The following is a 20706-nucleotide window of genomic DNA, read 5'->3' as shown; positions in this document are numbered from 1 at the left end:
GGCGTGACACGTCAGTCCACCTCCGCCACCGCCTCCGCGAACTGCGCCTTGTACAGCCGCGCGTACGCCCCGCCGGACGCCAACAGGTCGACGTGCGAGCCCTGTTCGACGATCGAGCCGTTCTCCATGACGAGGATCGTGTCCGCGTCCCGGATCGTCGACAGGCGGTGCGCGATGACGAACGACGTACGGCCGTGGGCGAGTTTGGCCATGGCCTTCTGGATGAGCACCTCGGTCCGGGTGTCCACCGAGGACGTCGCCTCGTCGAGGACGAGGATCACCGGGTCGGAGAGGAACGCCCGCGCGATGGTGATGAGCTGCTTCTCACCGGCGCTGACGCCACTGCCCTCGTCGTCGATGACGGTGTCGTACCCGTCGGGCAGCGTCCGCACGAACCGGTCCGCGTGCGCCGCGCGGGCCGCCTCCTCGATCTCCCCGCGCGTGACGTCCCGGGAGGCGCCGTACGCGATGTTCTCCGCGATCGTCCCGCCGAACAGCCACGTGTCCTGGAGGACCATCCCGATGCCGGAGCGCAGCTCGTCCCGGGTCATCCGGGCGATGTCGACGCCGTCGAGGGTGATCCGCCCGCCGGAGACGTCGTAGAACCGCATGAGGAGGTTGACCAGCGTCGTCTTGCCGGCGCCGGTGGGGCCGACGATGGCGACGGTGTGGCCGGGTTCGACGACCAGTGACAGGTCCTCGATGAGCGGCTTGTCGGGGTCGTACCGGAAGGAGACGCCCTCCAGCGCGACCTGGCCCCGCAGCTCGGCCGGCCGCTCCGAGACCGCCGCGTCCGCCTCCTGCTCGTCCGCGTCGAGCAGCTCGAAGATCCGCTCGGCGGACGCCACCCCGGACTGCACCAGGTTCGCCATGGACGCGACCTGCGTGAGCGGCATCGAGAACTGCCGCGAGTACTGGATGAACGCCTGCACGTCACCGATCGACAGCGACCCGGACGCCACCCGCAGCCCGCCGACGACCGCCACCAGCACATAGTTGATGTTGGACACGAACAGCATCAGCGGCTGCATGATCCCGCTGTTGAACTGCGCCTTGAACCCCGCCTCGTACAGCGCGTCGTTCTGCTCGGCGAACTGCTGCGCCGACTCCCGCTGCCGCCCGAACACCTTCACCAGCGTGTGCCCGGTGTACATCTCCTCGATGTGCGCGTTGAGCTGGCCGGTCGTCCGCCACTGCTGCACGAAGTGCGGCTGCGACCGCTTCCCGATCCGCGTCGCGACCAGCGCCGACAGCGGCACCGTCACGAGCGCGACCAGCGCCAGCAGCCAGGACACCCAGAACATCATCGCGAGCACGCCGATGATCGTGAGCAGCGAGTTGATGAGCTGCCCCATCGACTGCTGGAGCGTCTGCCCGATGTTGTCGATGTCGTTCGTCGCCCGCGACAGCACCTCCCCGCGCTGCCGTTTGTCGAAGTACGACAGCGGAAGGCGCGACAGCTTCGTCTGCACGTCCTCCCGCATCCGGAACACCGTCCGGTTCACGGCCCGGTTGACGAGCCGCGTCGCGACCGCCATCAGCAGCCCCGCGACCACGAACACGCCGACGGCGATCCCGAGGACCTCCCCGACGGACCCGAAGTCGATGCCCTTGCCGGGCGTGAAGTCCGTCGACCTGAGCATGTCCGCGACGGACGACTGCCCGTTCTCCCGCATCCCCTGGAGGACCTGTTCCTTGGACTCCCCGGCCGGCATCTGCCGCCCGATGATCCCCGAGAACACCAGGTCGGTCGCCCGGCCGAGGATCTTCGGCCCGACCACGTTCAGCCCCACGCTGATCACGACGCACACCAGCAGCGCGTAGACCGTGAGGCGCTCCGGCTTGAAGTACCCGATGAGCCGCTTGCCGGACACCTTGAAGTCCAGCGACCGGCTGTCGGGTCCCGCACCGGCCATCATGCGTGCCGCAGGCCCGGCCATCAGGCAGCCTCCGCTTCCGTGAGCTGGGAGAGCACGATCTCCCGGTAGGTCTCGTTCTCCGCCATCAGCTCGTGATGGGTGCCCGTCCCGACGACCCGGCCCTCGTCCAGGACGACGATCCGGTCCGCGTCACGGATGGTCGACACCCGCTGCGCGACGATCACGACGGTCGCCCGCGCCGTCTCCCGCGCGAGCGCCGCCCGCAGCGCGGCGTCCGTCGCGTAGTCCAGCGCCGAGAACGAGTCGTCGAACAGGTAGATCTCCGGCCGCTGCACGAGCGTCCGCGCGATCGACAGCCGCTGCCGCTGGCCGCCCGAGACGTTCGTCCCGCCCTGCGCGATCGGCGCGTTCAGCCCGCCCTCCAGACGCTCCACGAACTCCTTGGCCTGCGCCACCTCCAGCGCGTGCCACAGCTCGTCGTCCGTCGCGTCCGGATTGCCGTAGCGCAGGTTCGTCGCGACCGTCCCCGCGAACAGGTACGGCTTCTGCGGGACCAGGCTGACGGCCCTGGCGAGCAGCTCCGGATCGATGTCCGCGACCGGCACGCCGTCCACCAGGACCTCGCCGTCCGTCGCGTCAAACAGCCGGGGGACGAGCCCCAGGAGCGTGGACTTGCCGCTGCCCGTCGAGCCGATCACGGCCGTCGTCTCGCCGGGCAGCGCCACCAGGTCCACCGCCTTCAGCACCGGCTCCTCGGCACCCGGATAGCGGAAACCCGCGCCCCGCAGCTCCAGATGCCCGTGCCGCCGCAGCTCCCGCACCGGAGCGGCCGGCGGGACGACACTGGACGACGTGTCCAGCACCTCCTGAATCCGCTCGGCGCACACCTCCGCGCGCGGGATCATCATGAACATGAACGTGGCCATCATCACGGCCATCACGATCTGCATCAGATACGCGAGGAACGCCGTCAGATCACCGATCTGCATCCCCCCGCTGTCGATGCGATGAGCCCCGAACCAGACCACCGCGATCGACGACAGGTTCACCACCGTCATGACGATCGGGAACATCAGCGCCAGCAGATTCCCCGCCTTGAGCGATACGTCCGTGAGGTCCGCGTTGGCCTTCCGGAACCGCTCCTCCTCGTACGCGTCCCGCACGAACGCGCGGATCACCCGGTTGCCGGTGATCTGCTCCCGCAGCACCCGGTTGACGGTGTCCAGCCGGACCTGCATCGACCGGAACAGGGGGCGCAGCTTCAGCACGATCAGCGTCACGCAGATCCCGAGCAGCGGGACGACCGCCACGAGGACCGCCGACAGGGGTACGTCCAGACCGAGGGCCAGCACGATGCCGCCGACGCACATGATGGGCGCGGAGACCATCAGGGTGAACGTCATCAGCACGAGCATCTGGATCTGCTGGGCGTCGTTCGTCGTCCGCGTGATCAGCGACGGGGCGCCGAAGTGGCCCACCTCGCGCGAGGAGAACGACTGCACCCGGTCGAACACCGCCGCGCGCAGGTCCCGGCCCAGCGCCGACGCCGTCCGCGCGCCGTAGTACACGGCCCCGATGTTCGTCACGACCTGCGCCAGCGAGATGACGATCATCAGAGCGCCGTAGGACAGGATGTAGCCGGTGTCGCCGTTGACGACGCCGTGGTCGATGATGTCGGCGTTCAGCGTGGGCAGGTAGAGGGTCGCGCTGGTCTGGAGCAGTTGCAGCAGCACCAGCAGCCCGATGGGTTTTCGGTAGGGCCTGAGATAGGTCCGCAGAAGTCGTATGAGCACGCTACGTCTCTCGGCAGAGGGTGGATGGGGTCCGGCGGAGGGGCCTCATGGTTGCCCCTGGCCCCTATCGTCGGACACTCCACCCGCGTTACCTCAACCGATTAACCCATCAGGTGCCCTTCTTGAGCTGACAGCGCAACCGGGAACTCGGGGATGGCGCGGAGCGTTGGAACTTACGGGAAAGCGTTTTACGCGCGCCTCGTCTCCAGCGGAGCGTCAGTGCAGGGCCCCGGGATGGATCTGCTCCCGCACCGACACGAACTGCTGGCGCACGGCCTGGCCCACCGCGAGGTCCTCGCCCGGGTCGAGCACCTGCGCCGCCGCTCCCTGCCAGGCCGGCGGCGTCCGCGGGTCCAGCGTCCCCTGCGACACCCCGAGCGCCCACGCCGCCTGCCGCGCCGCCCCGATCGCCGCGTAGTCCGCCGGCTGCGGCACGACGACCTGGGCCCCGAACAGCGACGGCGCCACCGCCTGCACGGCCGGCAGCTCGGCCGCCGCGCCCAGCAGGAAGATCCGCCGGACGTCGACCCCGCGCCCGCGCAGCACGTCCAGCGCGTCCGCGAGCCCGCACAGCATCCCCTCGAACGCGGCCCGCGCGAGGTGCTCCGGCTTCATCGACTCCCGGCGCAGCCCCGTGATCGTCCCCGCGGTGTGCGGCAGGTTCGGCGTCCGCTCACCCTCCAGATAGGGCAGCATCACCAGCCCGTGCGACCCCGGCGTCGACTGCGTCGCGAGCTCCGAGAGCGTCTCCAGATCCTTCACCCCGAGCAGCTCGGCGGTCCCGCGCAACGTCCGTACGGCGTTCAGGGTGGTGACGACGGGGAGGTGCATGCCGGTCGCGTCCGCCAGGGACGTGATCATCCCGGAGCTGTCGACCAGCGCCTCCCGGTGCACCGCCATCACCGAGCCGGAGGCCCCCAGCGACACGACCGCGTCCCCGAGACCCAGGCCCAGACCGAAGGCCGCGGCCATGGTCTCGCCGGTCCCCGCCGAGATCAACAGCCCCTCCGGCGTCGTACCCGCCGCCTCGGAGGGCCCGATGACGTCCGGGAGCATCACCTGGTGACCGAGCGCCAGCTCCACGAGGTCGGGGCGGTAACCGCCGGACGCGGCCGACCAGTACCCCGTACCGGAGGCGCCGCCGCGGTCCGTCGTCCGCCGCGCGGGGCGGCCGAGGAGCTGCCAGACGAGCCAGTCGTGGGCCTGGAGGAGGACGGCCGTGCGCGCGGCGGCCTCGGGGTCGCTCTTCGCGAGCCAGCGCAGTTTCGTCACCGGGTGCGCGGACTGCGGGACCGTGCCGACGGCCTGCGCCCACGCGCCGCGCCCGCCCAGCGCGTCCACGAGGTCGGCCGCGGCGACCTGGGCACGCTTGTCGCCGCCGGTCATCGCCGGGCGGACGGTGTTGCCCTGGGCGTCCAGGGGGATCACCGCGTTCTGCTGGGCGCTCACGCCGATCGCCTGCACGCCCTCCAGCAGACCGCCGCCCGCCGCCTCGCCGAGGGACAGCAGCCAGGACTGCGGGTCGACGTCGCTCGGGCGCCCGGCGCCCTCCGGGCTGTCGACCGGGTGCGGGGCATAGCCCTGCCTGAGTACGGCGCCCGTGTCCGTGTCACAGACGACGATGCGAGTGAAATCGGGCGCACTGTCCAGCCCGGCGACTATCCCCATGGGTCAAATTCTGCCGTAGCGCTGCGCTCGCTCGGGCCGGTGAGGTGGTGGAGGGCTCGGGGGGTCTTTCGGGTGCGGGTGCGTCGTGGCTGGTCGCGCCCCTTGGAAGGGGGCTTCGCCCCCTCAAGGGACACGGCTGTCACGTGTTGCTCGTTCCCCAGTCGTCGTCCTCCGACGCCGCGTTGCGTTCGCGGAGGGTGCGGACCCGGGTGGCGACCGAGTCGGGGAAGCGGGTGGTGACCTTGTCGAGGGTGGCGCCGGCGAGTTGACGGCCCTGCTGGGCGGCCGATTCGGCGGTGTTGCGGACGGCGGGGTTCTGGGCGACCCGGCGGGCGGATTTCTTCAGCTGCTCGTAGCGTTCGCGTCCGGCACGGGTGCCGAGGACGTAACCCACGGCGAGTCCGGCGGCGAACGTCAGCCGGTAGCGCATGACGGCGACCCTTCCCTGGTGTCGGCGGGGATACCGATTGGCGAAGCACCCCCCTGCTTGCGCTAATGTATGTGTCGCAGCGAGCGGGCGCCCCCTGGCAAGTACCCAGGTGGCCGCGTTCGATGCGATCGAGAGCATTCCCCTGTAGCTCAATTGGCAGAGCAGCCGGCTGTTAACCGGCAGGTTACTGGTTCGAGTCCAGTCGGGGGAGCTCGATCCCCTGTAGCTCAATTGGCAGAGCAGCCGGCTGTTAACCGGCAGGTTACTGGTTCGAGTCCAGTCGGGGGAGCATGCCGAACGAGGACCCCGTTGGGGTCCTTTTTCATGTCCGGTGGAACCACCCGGCCCCTGCCGCGGTCCTCCCGGATACGAAGGCGAGGTCAGCAGGCATGCGGAAGCCGACCATCCGAAGCGGGAGATCGTATGACCGGCTATGCTGCGGCAGACGGCGCGCACACATGTACGCGACACGCCGCTATGGGGCGGTAGCTCAGCCGGTTAGAGCAGCGGACTCATAATCCGTCGGCCGTGGGTTCGAGTCCCACCCGCCCCACCATTACTACGCGCGCAGAAGCCTTCTGGCCTGCGGAGACGCGATTTTTCCAAGGTGTGTGGCGTGCGGCGGACGCTGCGCGTGGTGCGGCGAATCCTGCGGTTTTCTCCACTGCGTACGGCAGGAGCGTCGGGCGCCGAGAACGCTCAGCCGAGTTGGGTGAGGGTCGGGCTGCCGCCGGGAGCTGCCGCGTCGGCCGGGGGCAGGGCTGTGGTGTAGAGGCGGACGTCGCTGAGGCGGCCGTTCGCGTATTCGCCGTAGGTGCCCTGGTAGAGGCGGCGGCCGAACTGGAGGGGACCGGCGGCGTTCCAGGCCGTGCCGGTGTAGGTCTTGGTGGCGGACAGGTGGCCGTCGACGTAGAGGAGGAGTTGGCCGGCGTCGGCGTCGTGGACACCGACGAGGTGGGTCCACCTGCCGGCCACTGCTTTGGCTCCGTAGGCGGCGGTGAAGGCGGTGCTGGTGGTGTCGTCGTCGTGGCGGCCGAAGGCCCAGAGGCCGGCTCCGGAGGAGTAGTAGAGCTGGAAGCCGTTGGCCGCGCCGACGGACGGGTCGTCGGACTGGGACACGAAGGTCGAGTTGGCACCCGAGAGGGAGTTCAGCTTCACCCAGGCCGAGACGGTGAAGCCGGCGCTGGTGTCGACGCCGGGACCGGTTGTGGCGGCGTAGGCGGTGCTGCCGTTCAGGTTCAGGGCGGGGCCGCGGTCGGCGTCCGTGGTCCAGGATGCGCCGCCGGTCAGGGTGGCGGGCGCGTTGCCGGTGGAGTCGGATGCGGTGGTGCCGGTGCCGTCGGTCAGGTTCCAGCGGTGGGTCGCCGTGTCCGTCACCGTGCCCAGGGAGACCGGGTCCGCGAAGCCGGCGGTCGTGCCCGACGGGGCGGCCCCCGGGTACTCGGTCAACTGGCCGGCGGCGTCCGTGGCGTACAGGTCGGGCTTGCCGTCGGGGCCGCCGGTGGCGCTGTTGACGTCGCCGGGGGAGGCGGCCGTCGGGTAGTCGTGCCTCGGCAGGACCACGGACAGGGCCGTGGCGGGGTGTGCGTTCCAGCCTGTGGGGGTGCTGCTCGTCCAGTTCTGGGCGGCGGAGTTGTTGCAGGTGTAGAGGCGGGCCTGGGTGCCGTTGGACGAAGCGGGCGAACGCGCAGGCGCGGGCAGATGCGGCGGACGCGGCGACGACCGAGCCGAGTCCGGCGGCCTCCGGAGCCTCCGGCACCAGGCCGTCGGCGCGGGACTCACGTCCGCCAGTGCAGAAGACCGCGCCCGGAGCGAAGAAGTCGAGCCAGACGATTGTCACCAGGACCAGGGTGCCCCGGGGCACGACCATCGAGGACGGTCTGGCCGGCGCGAGGAACCTCCGGAACCGGCTGGCGGAGCGTTCGCTCTTTCCGGACGGGGGCGAGGAGGCCGTCAGTATGGCCATGACCAGGAAGACGTGGACGGCGGGCTACAACGCCGAAACGGGCGAGATAGTTGCCGCTTCCTCGGGCTGCGGATACTGCGCGGAAGGCAATGTCATCAACGCTCTGGGCGGTGACGTCAACCGTGTCGTACTGACGCGTGCGCTGTACTGGGACAGGGAGGAGGAGATCTGGGACGAGATGCCCATCTGCGACAAGTGCCAGGTCTTCCTGACTCCGGACGACGTCGAGCCAGGGCCGTGGTACTACCACCCCGGCCCGTGGGACAACGGGTGACGACCGTGACTCGTACACTTTCCCCCGGGCCGCCGGGGCCACCCGGAATACCAGGACCTCGGGAGTTCACGCATGAGCATCAGGCCGTCGTTGATCCAGGCCGAACGAGTCGACTGGGCTTCCCTGCGGTGTGGCTGCGGCGAGACCGGCGCGCATATCCCCGACACCTTCGCGGCCTTGGTCGAAGCGACGACGCCGCGGGAGTTGGCGGAGGCAACCCTGGAGGGCCACGTCTACATCCAGTCGCTCCTTTTCGAAGTGGCGGTTCCTGTCTCCTCGATGATCGTGGCGGCCCTGAACGAGCCCCTCTGGGAGGACGTGCGCGTCAGGCTTCTGGATGACCTCGGTACCTGTGTCGGCGGGGAGTCCCACTGGACCGAGGTCGAGGCAGGCGCACCTGAGATCGAGATCGACTGCCAGATCGCGGCCCGGGAGGGCCTCTGGACGCTTTACCAGGAGTACGCGGCTGGTCGGGCGCTGCTTGCGAGGCTGGTTCTCGATGTGGTCGACAACGACCGGGAGCGCTTCGCGTATTTCGACGCCAAGTTGAAGGGCCGGATTCAGAAGCGGGCGAAGCGTCGCGGGCCGACTGGCTGGTGAGGTGAGTGAGTTGTGCCCGAGTGGGACCCCGATCCCGTGCGGCGGGGGTCACTCCGTTCGGCATCTGGTCGTTGATCCCTTGAGGGCCGGCGGTGTCTTGGCCTCTGTGCGCATGGCGGCGCTTGCCGAGGAGACGTCGGAGGAGAGTCTCACTGGACCGAGGCAGAGGCGGGTGCTCCGGAAATCGAGGTCTACTGCCGGATCATGGCGCGTGAGGGGAACTGGACGCTGCATCAGGAGCACGCGACGGGCCGTGCGTCGATGGCTCGGATGATCCTTGACACGGTGGACACCGACCGTGAGCGGTTCGAATACCTCGACCTCAAGCTGATCGACCGGGTCAGGAAGCGGGCGAAGGGGCGCTGAATCGCAGGTGAAAGGTGGCTGGGGACCTCGAATCCCTTTTTCGGGGTCGAGGGCATCGTTCGCCGACGGCAGCCTTGAACGCCGTGGCGGGACGCCGTACCCCTGTTGGCTTCTGGGGTCCAGGTGCCGAGCGACCCCTCGGCGGGCTTGAAGAGGATGTTCTCCTCATCCGACACCTTCTTGAACGCGTTGACGAGTTGCTCGGTGACCTTCTTCTCCGCCCGTGTTCCGATCCGGTGCACCGTGGAGATCAGCAACTCCACCAGAGTGTCGGCGATCTTTGGTGCAGGAGTGCGTCCGTAGAGGGGAGGGGGATTCCACCGAGACCTGTGCCCGTCAGCCGGCCAGGACCTTGCGCGTGACATCGATGAACAGATCCGGCGGCAGACCGATCGCCCGCACAGCCAAGAGCTTGTCGATCTCGGTGAGCATCGTCTCCAGGCGCACATGGCCCGGCGCTTCCTCGATCCTCCTCGGCACCGGTGGCCGCGTCCTCACTCTCCGCGGTCAGCCGCGAGGAGACCGGGGTAGTCGCCACGATGCGGTCGCACCGGCCCGGCGTCGGCGGCTCGATGCTTTCTGCGCGGCAGCGCGCCGGCAGCTCCATCCGGACCTGCTCCGGCCTGCGTTCCTCGTGCGCGACGGTCTCAGCCAGACATGCGGTCAGCTTCTCCGCGTCCGCGACGCCGCATGCGCCGAAGCCGGGGTACTCCCGGATCTGAGCGTGGTGGTACTCGACGGCGCGGCCCGTTCACTCGTGGAGACCGAGCTCCGAAGCGGGAACCTGTACCTGCCGGGCGACGAACTCCACGGCGTCTCCCGCAGCTCTGCCCGGTTCCGGGGAGACCGGTCGTACCGCGTGCAGAACTTCAGCAGCAGCTGCCGACCTCTTCGTACGCAGGGGGACTTGCTCGTCCCGGTGCGGAGCGGTGGGCGTGGTGGGCGTCCGGGGCGTGCGGTGTTGATTCGAGGGCGTCGGCGGGTCGGCAAGTCGCGGCTGGTGGAGGAGTTCGTCGAGCGTGCCGGGCTTCCGTACGTCTTCTTCACCGCCGTCGGGGGTTCCCGGGAGGGGGATCTGGCGGGGTTCGCCGCCGAGGTGGTGTCTTCGAGTCTTCCCGAGTCGGGCCGTTTCGCGGACTTCGCATCCCCGCAGACCTGGGACGCGGCATTGAACCTGCTCGCCTCGGTGCTGCCCGTCGACACGCCCAGCGTCGTCGTCCTCGACGAGATGCCCTACCTCGTATGCGAGGACCCCACGTTCGAGGGCGCTTTGCAGAAGGTGTTCGACCGGACCCTGTCCAAACTGCCTGTCCTTCTCGTCCTCATCGGCTCCGACATCGCCATGATGGAACAGCTCAACACCTACGGACGGCCCTTCTACCAGCGCGGCACCGAGATGGCCGTGCCCCCGCTCACCCCGGCCGACGTCGCGGCCATGCTCGACCTGCCGCCCGCCGACGCCTTCGATGCCTACCTCGTCTCCGGCGGGCTCCCCCTGATCCTGGAGGAGTGGCCGCAGGGCGCCGGCGTCTGGGAGTACCTCCGGCAGGCCCTGAGCAGACCGACCTCGGCCCTGCTGGTCAGCGGCGAGCGGACGCTGGCCGCCGAATTCCCCACGGAGGCGCAGGCCCGTACCGTGCTGGGGGCCATCGGGCACGGCGAGCGCACGTTCACCTCGATCGGCCGCGCCGCCGGAGGGCTCAACCCCGGTTCCGTGACCCGCTCCCTGGAGGTCCTCACCGGTCGTCGTATGGTGGCCGCCGACCTGCCGCTCTCCGTCAAGCCCAGCCGCGAGACCCGCTACCGCGTCGCCGATCCCTACCTGCGCTTCTGGCTCTCCTTCATCGGCTCGGGCATCCCCGCCGTCGAACGAGGCCGTGGTGACCGTGTCCTGGCCGCCATCCGTGCCGGTTGGACGTCCTGGCGCGGCCGGGCCATCGAACCCGTCGTCCGTGAGGCTCTCTGGCGTATGAGCGCCGACGGTGAACCGCTGCCCGAGGGCGCCGACGTCATCGGCGGCTACTGGACCCGCACCGACGACCCGGAGATCGACGTCATCGGAGCCGACCGCGCTCCCATCGCCCAGAGGATCACGCTCGTCAGGTCCGTCAAGTGGCTGGAGAACGAGCCCTTCGACCATCGTGACCTCGCCCGCCTCATCACCCATCGCTCTCGGCTTCCCGGAGCCGACGACGACACTCCGCTGCTCGCCGTCGCACGCAGCGGCTGCACAGCCGAAGGCGTCCTCCACCTCACCCCCGAGGACCTCCTCGCAGCCTGGGCCGGCCCGGAGGGGCCCATGACGTGATCATCGATCAACTGCCCCGACCGCCGCGTGCACAGTGATCACTCGGAGGGCGGTCAGGCTCTAATGGTTCTCGCGCTGAGTGCGTCGGCGAGCAGCTTGTGGACGGTGGGGCGGTGAGACATCTGGACGACGACAGTGTCGTGCCGGACAAGGAGCGCCTTGTCGGGGCATCGAGATTGCTCGGACGGGCCAGTCGGCAAGGGAGGGCTGGAGCCGGGGCCTACTCCAGTTCCGCCGCGCGCCTCTTGAGGTCTTCGGCGAACGTGTCCCAGTCGGGCCCGAAGGACAGGAGGTCCGCAGCCGCCTCTCGGAGCAGTTGCGGGTCGTCGGGGCGTTGCAGGCAGGCCAAGCGGTAGGCGAGATTCCGGGCCCAGGGCGGCAGGGCCATCCAGTCCTCGTCGAGGATCTCACTGAGCATGGCGAGGATCTCGTCGGCCGTCGCGAAGGTGAGCTTCTCGACGAACTCGCGGGCCGCTTCGTTGACCTGCTGATGGTCCGCGTCGTCGATCGCCTGGCTGAGATTCCTGGCGGCAGGGGTCGGATCGGGCATTTCTCGCTTCTCCTGACTGATTTCTTCCGGCGCCCCGAAGAGGGTGGACGACACAGGTGTCCGGACCCTAGTCGATCCGGGTGCGGATGCGGTGCCGGGGAACGGTCGTCACGGGTTGAGCCAATAGGTGGCCACTTGGTAGGCGCCGTCGGGTCGCTGAACGACTCGGTAGCCGACGTCATGCCCGTCGATCTGCACCGACCTGTCGAGCGGGCCGGTGAACTCGGGGGTCCGCGAGCGGGGAACGACCCCGCCGTCCTTCATGTACGCGTACACGTCGGAGACGATCGCCTGTTCGATCTGATCGGGCTTGAGGTTGGTGGTGCGCAGATCGTTCGTGGTCCCGTCCGGGCCGGTGTGGGGCCGGTCGTAGCCGTGACCGGTGTTGAAGTGCCACTGGTCGTCGCCCACCATGGCGGAGCGCTTGAGGTCCTTCCCCTCGCCCTTGGACGTGTACTCGCCGATGGCCGGGCCGTCGCCGTTCGGGTACGGCGACAGACCGAAGGGGTCGCAGACGGTGTGCGGGTTGGTCACGTAGGCGACCGGGTTCGGCGCCGGAGAAAGTCCCAGCGGGTCCGCAGACGTGTACCGGCCGGTCTCCGGGTCGTAGTGACGGAAGAGGTTGTAGTGGAGACCGGTTTCCGGGTCGTAGTACTGGCCGGGGAAGCGCAGCGGTGTGTAGGCCGTGCTGGAGCGGGACCAGGCGGTGGTTCCCCACAGGGTGGTGCGGGTGCGCCAGGCGATGTGCCCGGACTCGTCGACCAGTTCCGTGGGGGTGCCGATCAGGTCGGTGGCCACGGCGAAGAAGCGCCGGTCGATCTCCTCCTGACGGGCGTCCGGGGTGAGGATGCGTTCGGTCTGTGCGAGAGGCACAAGGCCCCGATGCTCCCAGGTGAGCGCCACCGGACGGGGCAAGTCGCCGGAGACGCTGGTCTGTTCGCAGAGAACCAGACCGTCCCAGGTGAACCGGATCTCCTCCGCCACCGCGTCGCCGTCCGCCGTCAGGCGTTGCTTGGCGGTACGTCGGCCCAGAGGGTCGTAGTGGTAGCGCCAGCGGGTGCCGTCGGGGGTGACCACGGAGGTGAGACGGTCCTCGGCGTCCCAGGTGTACCGCCAGGTGTCCGGCTTGCGGGAGAGCCGGACCTTCTGACGCAGAGTGACGCGGCCGAGGGCGTCGTGCTCGAAGCGGACGTCACCCGCACGCGTGACGGTGGTGCCTGTGTAGGTGCGAGGGCCGGTGGCTTCGTGGCCGGGGTGTGCGTCGGGCCAGGCGGCTGCGGTCTGGTTGCCGCTCGCGTCGTAGGCGTACCGTTCGCTCCAGCCGTGTGCGTGGACGGCGGTGACCCGGCCGGCCGGGTCGAGCTCGAAGGTGCGCTTCCCCGACAACCGGTCGGACGTCGCGGTGAGACGGCCGTCGGCGCGGTAGGCGTAAGTGCGCTCGTTGAGGGTGCCGGAACCGGCGGTGAGGTGCTGGGCGGACAGCCGGCCGGCCTCGTCCCAGGCGGAGGTCTGGGTGACGATGTCACCGAAGACGCGTTCCACTTCGCGTCCGGCGAGGTCGTGCGTGAAGGTGATGTCGTGGCCCCCGGTGCTCACTAGGGTGGGGCGGCCCGCGGCATCGTAGGCGTAGCTCGTGACCACTCCGGTGGGGGTGGTGCGACGAATTCGGCGGCCGACGGCGTCGTACGCGTGGTCGAGGGCGCGGCCGTCGACGAGTTCGGTCTTGAGCCGACCGCACCGGTCGTAGCGGCGCACCAGTTCGCTGTCCGGACTCGATGCCTGGATCAGGCGTCCGGCGCGGTCGTAGGCGTGGACGGTGACCCGGTCCGCGGCCTCCTTGCGGATCAGCCGGCCGAGTTCGTCGTAGGCGTACGCGGTCACGCCGCCGAGGTGGTCGGTCCGGGTGGCGAGCTGTCCCGCGGCGTCCAGGCCGTAGGCGACGGTTCGGCCGTCGAAGTCGGTCTCGGAGACGAGCCGGTCGGCCCGGTCGTACCCGTACGCCCAGACGAGACCCTGAGGGTCGGTCACTCGGGTGAGCCGTAGGCCGGCGTCGTGCTCGAACTCGTAGCGGGCGCCATCGGGCTGGATGCGGGCGGCGAGCAGGTCGAAGTGGGTGTACTCGAAGCGGGACACTCCGCCCGCCGCGTCGGTGTGGGTGAGGCAGTTGCCCTCGCCGTCGTAGGTCCAGGACTCGGTGGCGCCGTCGGGCCCGGTGCGCCGGGCGAGTTGCCCGTCGGCGTGCCACTCCAGGTGGGTGACGCCGCCTGCCGGACCGGTGACGCGGACCGGTCTGCCGAGGGCGTCGCGTGTCAGGCGGGTGGTGCCGCCGGCCGGGTCGGTCACGTCCACAGGGCGGCCGGATTCGTCGCAGCGCACGAGGGCGGTGGCGCCCAGGGCATCGGTGACGGAGGTCAGGAGACCGGACTCGTCGTAGGTGTAGTGGGTGGTGCGGCCCGCCGGATCGGTGGCGGCCGTGCGGTTGCCGCGTGTGTCGAACTCCTGGAGCCACCGGGCGCCGTCCGGATCGTGACGCTCCACCGGCAGGCCGAACGAGCCACGTACGACACGGAGTTCGGTGCCGTCGGGGCGGGTGACGGTGGTGAGGCGGCCGTTCTCGTCGTGGGCGAAGGCGGTGGTGCGGCCCAGGGGGTCGGTGCGGGTGCGGAGGTTGCCGCGCGGGTCGTGGGTGAAGCGGGTGGTGTGGCCGAGGGGGTCGGTGGTGGCCAGGAGGCGGCAGCCGGGGCCGAAGACGTGGCGGGTCGTGTGTCCGCCGGGGGTGGTGAGGGTGGTGGTGCGGTGGCCGGTCTCGGGGTCGGGGCCGGTGTAGGCCAGGGTGATCTGGACGTGGCCGGCCTCGCCGCCCTCCGCGACGACGCGGTCGTGGTCGTCGTAGACGTAGTCGTAGCGGCTCGCGTTGGAGTCGGTCCAGGCGATGACGCGGCGGCGGTCGTCGTAGAGGAAGGTGGTGGTGGCGCCGGAGGGCTTGGTGACGGTGGTGAGGTCGCCGTCCTGGTAGCCGTAGCTCATCAGGGGGAGGTCTGTGCCGTCCTCGCCCGCTCCGGCCAGGCACAGGGCGGTGACCAGGCCGTCGGTGCCGGACAGCTTCAGGCGGTGGCCCGCCGAGTGGGCGAGGGCCAGCGGCAGGCCGTCCTCGGCGCGTTCGACGGTGACGGTGTGGCCGTTGCGTTCGGTGACGGCGGACAGCCAGGCGATGCCGTCGCCTCCCGGTCCGCTGCCGGGCGGGGCGGTGAAATGGGAGGTCAGGCCGCTGTCGGGGTCGGTGAGCGTGTAGTCGCCGTCGGGGTCACGGGCCAGCAGCGTGCGGGCCCCGCCCGTCTCCGGCGCGGTGGGGGCGCCGGGTACCGGGTGCGGGTAGGGGACGAGGAGTCCGTCGGCGGTGACATGGACGACCCCGATGGCGTCGATCGTCAGGCGCTCGTCGACGGTGGAGGTCCAGGAGGGGCCGAGGAAGCGGCCGAGCGTGCAGCCGGACTCGGTGCGGCGGGTGAACGCCAGCGGCAGGATGCCGGGGATCTCGACGTCGGTCTGGGGGAGGTACATCCGGCCCGTGGCCAGGTCCACCGGGTCGGTGCCGTCGGCGTGGCGCTCGACGTCGGGACGGCTGTGGGTGCCTTCCGGGGTCTCGTCGAGGAGCCGGCGTGCCTTCGCGAGGTCGGACGCCTCCTCGGCGACGCGCAGGCCCTTGACCGCGGCGCCGCCTCCGCCGGTGGCGATCGTGAGCGCGACGTCGGGCAGCAGGCGGCCGAACCCTTCCGTGGGGTCCTTCATGAAGTTGTCGACCATCTGCTTGCCGGTGCCCACGGGGTCGTTGGCGGCGACCAGCAGCCCTGCGGCGAGGCTGTTGAGGGACGTGGCGTACTCGGCCGGGTGGGTCAGGTTGTACGGGTCCATCGGGTTGACCGAGCGGGCGAAGTTCAGGATGCCGGCCGTGCCCTTGATCAGGCCGCCGGCCACGTGGTCGCCCATGATCTGCCACTCGTCGAGCCCGTCGGTCACCTGCTCGGCGTACGACGGCTTCCGGGGGGCCATGTCGCGGGCGGCGCGGATCGCCGTGCGCGCGGTCTCCGCCGCGGAGTTCCGCTGTCGGCGGGCCTCCGCGAGGATGTCCTGCGCGTCCTGCATCAGCTTCTTGCCGGGGTCCTCGAACGTCGCCGCGGGCTTGGCGGGGAGCGAGGAAGGGTCGCGTTTGTCGGCGGGCTGGGCGTTGTAGCGGTCGACGGCGCTGTTGTAGGCGTCGACCTTCTTGCGGTGGGCGTCGGCCGCGTCCTCGGAGGCCCGGGTGCCTTCCTTCCACTTGTCGATCGCGGTCTGTGCCTGCCCTTGCGCCCAGGTGACGGTGGCGGCGAACGCGTCGAGCGCGCTGATGGCCTTCGCGCAGGCGTCGGCGGCGGTGTACCACTTGGGCGGCTGGGTGTTCACCGCGGTGCGCAGCGCGTCGGCCGCCTCGCCCTTGAGGCGGGAGGAGTCGAGCCCCTTGAGACCGTCGCCGGTGGTGTCGAAGGCCGTCTGGAAAGCCCGGAGTTTCGCGGCGGTGGCGTCGAGTTCGCCCGCGCTGCCGTAGATCAGCTTGGTCTTGTCCTCGGTCTGCCCGAGATCCAGTTCGTCGACCTCGGCGCCCATCCGGTTAGCCACCGAACGGGACTGCTCGCGCACCCAGTCCGCGCCCGATTCCCAGCCGACGTCATGCAGCCGGTCCGCAGTCCAGTTGCCCGCGTCCTCGACCCGGTTGCCGACCCACTCGACTCCGCCCTCGATCGCGTCCTCGACCGAGTCGGGCGTCAGGTCGCTGATGAAGTCGCCGATTCCCATGGTCAGTTGCCCCCGGACTCACCCTGTTGTGTCTGCTCCTGCTGGGTGCGTTCCTCCGGCGACGGTCCGAAGGTGTCGTCCAGCGCCTGGTTCCACTCGCCGTCGGAAATCCCGAGCGTGTCTTTGAGCACCTCCGACCGCTGACCGCCCTGCCCTTCGGTGAGGAGTGTGCGGCCGGTGTCCTGCCACGTCTGCTTAATGTCCTGACCGGCCTTGTCGAAGGACTCGCCGCTCCAGTCGGGGTTCAGGTAGTCCGGCGTGAACACGTCGCCCCAGTTCTGCTGGGCGATCTCCTCCTCGGTGGCGTGCGGATTGCCGCCCATCAGGGAGTTGACGCCCACCTTCAGTGAACCCGCCACGTACTGGTCGTTCTCCCACTGGGTGCCCGCCGCCAGGCCCAGCCGGTTCGCGAGCGCGCTGGCGTCGCCCACCAGGGCGCGTACACCCCACTCCCAGCGCTCGCAGAAGTCCTCGAAGTCGACCGAGAGGCCGTGGTGGCCGGTTTCCATGCCCGTCATGGACAGCTCCGAGAAGCCCTTGCCGAGGACCGAGCCGGTGGGGCCGCCGAGGTCGCCGAGCTCGTCGATGGTCGCGCCGACGCCCTGGGTGAACTTCGCCACGGACGCCTTGTCGAACTGGACGTCCATTCCGTCACCGCCCATGGCCGTGGGCCCCCTCGTCGACGGCGGCGCCGTCCGGGACGATGCCGGTGACCGGCGGGAAGAACATCGACCCGTCCTCGGTGGCGATGTCCACGGCGAGGCCGGCGGGTTCGTTCAGGGACGGCACGATCTCGTCGACGATGCGCGCGCCCAGGAGCGCCGCGTAGTCCATGGGCCGGTCGCCGGGGCCGTGGTGCAGAGCGAACCGGGCCAGCGCGGACTCGTCGGTGAACCCGCAGATCCACCGCACGCCGCCCGACCGCGCCGACCAGAGGCCGCCGTCGGCCGTCGGCACCAGGAGAACCGAACGTCGCATCTCGCCGACCAGGGCACGAGGGTCACCGACACCCCTTCTCCGCTCGGCGATCTGCTCGGCCAGCGCTGTCCTTGTCTGTTCCATGGCCCGTTCCCCCTCATAGGCGACTCACGACACGGTAGATCAGGACGCTCGGCTGGACGGGGGCGGTTCTCGTGAAGATTTCCGAGGCGGAGCGGCCCTGGTGTACGAGGCTCCGGCCGGTACCCGGTGCTCTTGGACGGGACATGCCGGCAGGACCGGGCTCGGGAAGGGGGAGGGGCGATCGTCCCGGCATGGCCTTCTTCGGTGGCCTCGGAGACTCGCTGGCCACCGCGGTGACGGCCGACTGGACCGTAGCCGACGAGGCCATGTCGCCTACGCACTCAGCAGCCGGCACCCCACCACTGGCCCCCTTGTCCGGTGCCGTCTCCCGCGAGCGCCGCGGCGAGGTCCGCCTGCGCCACAGCGGACGCCGGACCGAGGCCGCGCCCGCTCTTCAACGGACCTTCCCGGAACCGAGGGGAGTCCGGGCGGTACTTCAAGCGGTCGCGGTCATGCCGGGGAAGCCGGGACGGCTCGCCGAGGCTTCATGCGATGGAGTACCTCACGCCGGTCAGTTCCTCGGAGGCGGTCCAGAGTCGTTGTTGGAGGTCGAGGTCGTAGGAGCGGGCGGTGGAGGTCACGAGTTCGGGGTGGCCGCGGATCTGGCCGCGGCCGTTCGGGCCGTAGAACTGGCCGCCGAGGACGCTCGGGTCGGTGGCCGCGCGCAGGGTCGGCAGGGCCCCCATCTCGGGGGTTTGCAGGACGAGGCTGCTCAGTATCTGTACGGGGCGTGGTGTGTTGCGCATCAGGTCGGTGGCGGAGCCTCCGGGGTGTGCGGCCAGGGCGATGGTGCCGGTCGTCGCCAGCCTGCGCTGGAGTTCGTAGGTGAACAGGAGGTTCGCCAGTTTCGAGCGTCCGTACGCGGCGAACGCGCGGTAGCCGTGGTCCCAGGGGAGGTCGTCGAAGTGGTCCGCCGCGCGGGTCCGGTGGGTGGAGCTGCTCACGGTGACGATCCGTGAGGCGGGTGCGGCGAGGATCTGGTCGAGCAGCAGTCCGGTGAAGGCGAAGTGGCCGAGGTGGTTGGTGCCGAGGTGCAGTTCGAAGCCGTCCTCGGTCTTCCGTCTCCGCTTGTCGGAGCTGCTCACGCCGGCGTTGTTGATGAGCAGGTCGATCGCGCCGTACCGGTCGCCGATCTCCTTCGCGGCCGAACGCACCGACGTGAGCGAGCCGAGATCGAGCTCCTGGAGGGAGACGGTGGCGTTCGGCACTCGCCGGGTGATGAGAGTGGCCGCGGCTCGCCCCTTTTCGAGGTCGCGTACGGCCATGACGACGTGTGCGCCCTTTTCGGCGAGGGCGATCGCGGTCTCGTGGCCGAGGCCGCTGTTGGCGCCGGTGATGACGGCGAGCCGGCCGGTCTGGTCCGGGATGCGGGTGGAGTCCCAGGTGGACGTGGGGGGTGTCTCTGCCATGGTTTGAATGTATGCGATGCTCACAATGTAGTCAATGATAACTATGTAGGCATTGACTACTCAGGGATAGGGTGACCTGCATGAAGACCCGTCCGTACCACCACGGAGACCTCCGCACGGCACTGCTCGCCCTCGCCGAACAGACCCTCCGTGAGCGAGGGCCGGGCGCGCTGTCGCTGAGGGAGCTGGCTCGCGAGGCCGGGGTGAGTCCGGCCGCGCCGAGCCGTCACTTCAAGAGCAAGCAGGCGCTGCTGGACGCGTTGGGACTGGAAGGGTTCGACCGCCTCACCGCCGAGCTGGCCGCCGCGCTGGAACGGTCCGGCGACACCTTCGCGGACCGGCTGGCCGCACTCGCCCGCGTATACCTCGAATTCGCCGTCGCCAACGCGGCTCTGCACGACTTGATGTACGCGTACAAGTACGACCCCGACGCGTCCGACGAGCTGATCGCCGCCAGACGGCGCCTCGGCGCCATGACCGCGGAGCTGATCGAAGCCGGGCAGGGCCGGGGGGAGGTCTGCGAGGGTCCGGTGGACCGTGTGGCACTCCCGTTGACCGCCGCCCTGCAAGGGCTGGCCGCTCTGGCGGTGACCGGTGCGATTCCCTCCGGGCGGATCGAGCGGGCGGCCGACGACACGGTCGCCTTCGTCCTGCGCGGCTGTGCGCCGACTGGCGGTACTACGGCCGCTTCGCTCCCCTGAGCCGGGCGGCGGTCTTTGGGCGGTCGCGGGGGTCTTTGGTCGGTCGCGGAGGTCGCCGGGGTAGCGGAGGCTTCGGTCGGTGACGTGTGTAACGCTCGAACGGGCTACGACGCTTATAAGAACAGCACCGCATCGGCGGTCGCGTTCTTATAAGATCGCGCCGCACCCGTCGACTCCGGAGAGTGAATGACCGCGCTTCTCGTTGCCGCGCAACAGCCCGACGACCACCACGCCCGGCTTGCCGCCCTGGGCACCAAGCCGGAGTACCTGTACGAGGCGCTGCGGGCCGGTGAAGTCGCCCGCCGCTCGGCGACGCCGAACCACCCGGCCAACACGGCCGGCACGCGCGCGTATCAGGAGCATGTCCGGATCATTCGGGATCTGCACAAGCGGTACGAGGGCTGGGCGCCGCTCACGCACCATCACCTGGAACTGGCCTGCAACCCGGACCGGACGATCGCCTTCGGCGTCATGGTCGGGGACGCGGCGACGGGGGAGCCCTCCCTTCCTTCGAGGAACCGGTACCCGCGCGGAGCGGCCACCTCGAAGGTCGCCGAGGTCAACGCCCAGCTCGAACTCTTCCCCGCTCCGACGCGCCGCGGCGAGGTGGTCCTGGACGCCGACGACGCCGCCGGACTCCAAGTCTGGTTCCTCGTCTCGCACCGCGTCGAGGTGGACGGCAAGGTCCGTATCCACTGCGAGCTGTCGCTGCCCGAGATCGTAGTGAACGGCTATGTGAAGAAGTGGAGGGAGCGCATCCCGCTGCCCGTCTACGAAATGGACGGAATCGAACCGCCGTACGAGGATGGGTCCGGCGAGATCGACATCCCGGTCGACTTCCGCTGATCGTCCGCCTTGGTGCGGCACTG

The 20706-nt window shown here is 69.9% G+C and carries 17 protein-coding genes and 3 tRNA genes; 9 read left to right on the top strand and 11 right to left on the bottom strand.

The features are described 5' to 3' along the window. Nucleotides 1-11: 11 nt before the first annotated feature. The 4 genes from ABZX85_RS10270 to ABZX85_RS10255 all read right to left on the bottom strand — a co-directional run bounded on the left by ABZX85_RS10270 (nt 12) and on the right by ABZX85_RS10255 (nt 5771). Nucleotides 12-1940 (bottom strand): ABC transporter ATP-binding protein, encoded by a 1929-nt coding sequence (locus ABZX85_RS10270; protein ID WP_355864544.1) that lies wholly within the window; start codon nt 1938-1940, stop codon nt 12-14. Then, complete coding sequence (locus ABZX85_RS10265) at nt 1940-3673, bottom strand: ABC transporter ATP-binding protein (RefSeq protein WP_355864541.1); 1734 nt, start codon at nt 3671-3673, stop codon at nt 1940-1942. The genes ABZX85_RS10270 and ABZX85_RS10265 overlap by 1 nt, the downstream gene beginning before the upstream one ends. Before the next feature lie 216 nt (nt 3674-3889). Beyond that, the gene (locus ABZX85_RS10260) at nt 3890-5341 is read right to left on the bottom strand and encodes an FGGY family carbohydrate kinase (RefSeq protein ID WP_355864538.1); all 1452 of its coding nucleotides are present in this window, start codon (nt 5339-5341) and stop codon (nt 3890-3892) included. 139 nt (nt 5342-5480) lie between these two features. Beyond that, nucleotides 5481-5771 carry a YtxH domain-containing protein gene (locus tag ABZX85_RS10255; RefSeq protein ID WP_355864535.1) on the bottom strand — a complete coding sequence of 97 codons (291 nt, stop codon included), beginning with the start codon at nt 5769-5771 and terminating at the stop codon, nt 5481-5483. Between the two features lie 138 nt (nt 5772-5909). On the opposite strand from ABZX85_RS10255, the gene ABZX85_RS10250 reads away from it, so the two are divergent. From ABZX85_RS10250 to ABZX85_RS10240, 3 genes are all read left to right on the top strand, one after another. Then, nucleotides 5910-5982 (top strand) — tRNA-Asn (locus ABZX85_RS10250). Between the two features lie 5 nt (nt 5983-5987). Further along, nucleotides 5988-6060, top strand: a tRNA-Asn gene (locus ABZX85_RS10245). A gap of 190 nt (nt 6061-6250) precedes the next feature. Further along, nucleotides 6251-6327: transfer RNA gene (locus tag ABZX85_RS10240), tRNA-Ile, on the top strand. Nucleotides 6328-6470: 143 nt separating this feature from the next. Here the strand turns inward: ABZX85_RS10240 and ABZX85_RS10235 are convergent. Then, nucleotides 6471-7553: a LamG domain-containing protein gene (locus ABZX85_RS10235; protein WP_355864532.1), complete on the bottom strand. Its 1083-nt coding sequence runs from the start codon at nt 7551-7553 to the stop codon at nt 6471-6473. Nucleotides 7554-7735: 182 nt separating this feature from the next. Here ABZX85_RS10235 and ABZX85_RS10230 point away from each other — a divergent pair, with 182 nt between their 5' ends. The 3 genes from ABZX85_RS10230 to ABZX85_RS10220 all read left to right on the top strand — a co-directional run bounded on the left by ABZX85_RS10230 (nt 7736) and on the right by ABZX85_RS10220 (nt 8977). Beyond that, a complete protein-coding gene (locus ABZX85_RS10230) occupies nt 7736-8011 on the top strand; it encodes a hypothetical protein (RefSeq protein WP_355864529.1) in 276 nt (91 codons plus the stop codon). Nucleotides 8012-8083: 72 nt separating this feature from the next. Beyond that, nucleotides 8084-8611: a hypothetical protein gene (locus ABZX85_RS10225; RefSeq protein WP_355864526.1), complete on the top strand. Its 528-nt coding sequence runs from the start codon at nt 8084-8086 to the stop codon at nt 8609-8611. Nucleotides 8612-8815: 204 nt separating this feature from the next. Then, entirely contained in the window at nt 8816-8977 is a 162-nt protein-coding gene (locus ABZX85_RS10220) for a hypothetical protein (RefSeq protein WP_355864523.1), read from the top strand. Between the two features lie 336 nt (nt 8978-9313). Here ABZX85_RS10220 and ABZX85_RS10215 read toward each other — a convergent pair whose 3' ends face one another. Continuing rightward, a complete protein-coding gene (locus ABZX85_RS10215; RefSeq protein WP_355864520.1) occupies nt 9314-9457 on the bottom strand; it encodes a hypothetical protein in 144 nt (47 codons plus the stop codon). Nucleotides 9458-9935: 478 nt separating this feature from the next. Between ABZX85_RS10215 and ABZX85_RS10210 the strand changes: the two genes are divergently transcribed. Then, a complete protein-coding gene (locus tag ABZX85_RS10210; RefSeq protein ID WP_355864517.1) occupies nt 9936-11285 on the top strand; it encodes a DUF234 domain-containing protein in 1350 nt (449 codons plus the stop codon). A 220-nt stretch (nt 11286-11505) separates the two neighbouring features. Here ABZX85_RS10210 and ABZX85_RS10205 read toward each other — a convergent pair whose 3' ends face one another. The 5 genes from ABZX85_RS10205 to ABZX85_RS10185 all read right to left on the bottom strand — a co-directional run bounded on the left by ABZX85_RS10205 (nt 11506) and on the right by ABZX85_RS10185 (nt 19136). Continuing rightward, on the bottom strand, nt 11506-11835 hold the full coding sequence (locus ABZX85_RS10205; protein ID WP_355864514.1) for a hypothetical protein: 330 nt from the start codon (nt 11833-11835) through the stop codon (nt 11506-11508). A 108-nt stretch (nt 11836-11943) separates the two neighbouring features. Continuing rightward, nucleotides 11944-16665 carry a putative T7SS-secreted protein gene (locus ABZX85_RS10200; protein WP_355864511.1) on the bottom strand — a complete coding sequence of 1574 codons (4722 nt, stop codon included), beginning with the start codon at nt 16663-16665 and terminating at the stop codon, nt 11944-11946. A gap of 2 nt (nt 16666-16667) precedes the next feature. Then, a complete protein-coding gene (locus tag ABZX85_RS10195) occupies nt 16668-17327 on the bottom strand; it encodes a hypothetical protein (RefSeq protein ID WP_355864508.1) in 660 nt (219 codons plus the stop codon). Further along, nucleotides 17317-17727 carry a hypothetical protein gene (locus ABZX85_RS10190; RefSeq protein WP_355864505.1) on the bottom strand — a complete coding sequence of 137 codons (411 nt, stop codon included), beginning with the start codon at nt 17725-17727 and terminating at the stop codon, nt 17317-17319. The genes ABZX85_RS10195 and ABZX85_RS10190 overlap by 11 nt, the downstream gene beginning before the upstream one ends. Before the next feature lie 485 nt (nt 17728-18212). Next, entirely contained in the window at nt 18213-19136 is a 924-nt protein-coding gene (locus tag ABZX85_RS10185) for an SDR family NAD(P)-dependent oxidoreductase (RefSeq protein WP_355864502.1), read from the bottom strand. An 80-nt stretch (nt 19137-19216) separates the two neighbouring features. Here ABZX85_RS10185 and ABZX85_RS10180 point away from each other — a divergent pair, with 80 nt between their 5' ends. Together ABZX85_RS10180 and ABZX85_RS10175 are read left to right on the top strand one after the other, a co-directional pair. Continuing rightward, on the top strand, nt 19217-19837 hold the full coding sequence (locus ABZX85_RS10180; RefSeq protein WP_355864499.1) for a TetR/AcrR family transcriptional regulator: 621 nt from the start codon (nt 19217-19219) through the stop codon (nt 19835-19837). 186 nt (nt 19838-20023) lie between these two features. Next, a complete protein-coding gene (locus ABZX85_RS10175) occupies nt 20024-20683 on the top strand; it encodes a hypothetical protein (protein ID WP_355864496.1) in 660 nt (219 codons plus the stop codon). Nucleotides 20684-20706: the final 23 nt, after the last annotated feature.

This window comes from Streptomyces sp. NPDC004539 (assembly GCF_040610055.1).
Lineage (GTDB): Bacteria > Actinomycetota > Actinomycetes > Streptomycetales > Streptomycetaceae > Streptomyces.
The sequence above is the reverse complement of the archived record's forward strand: the minus strand, read 5'-3'. Positions and strand labels throughout refer to the sequence as shown.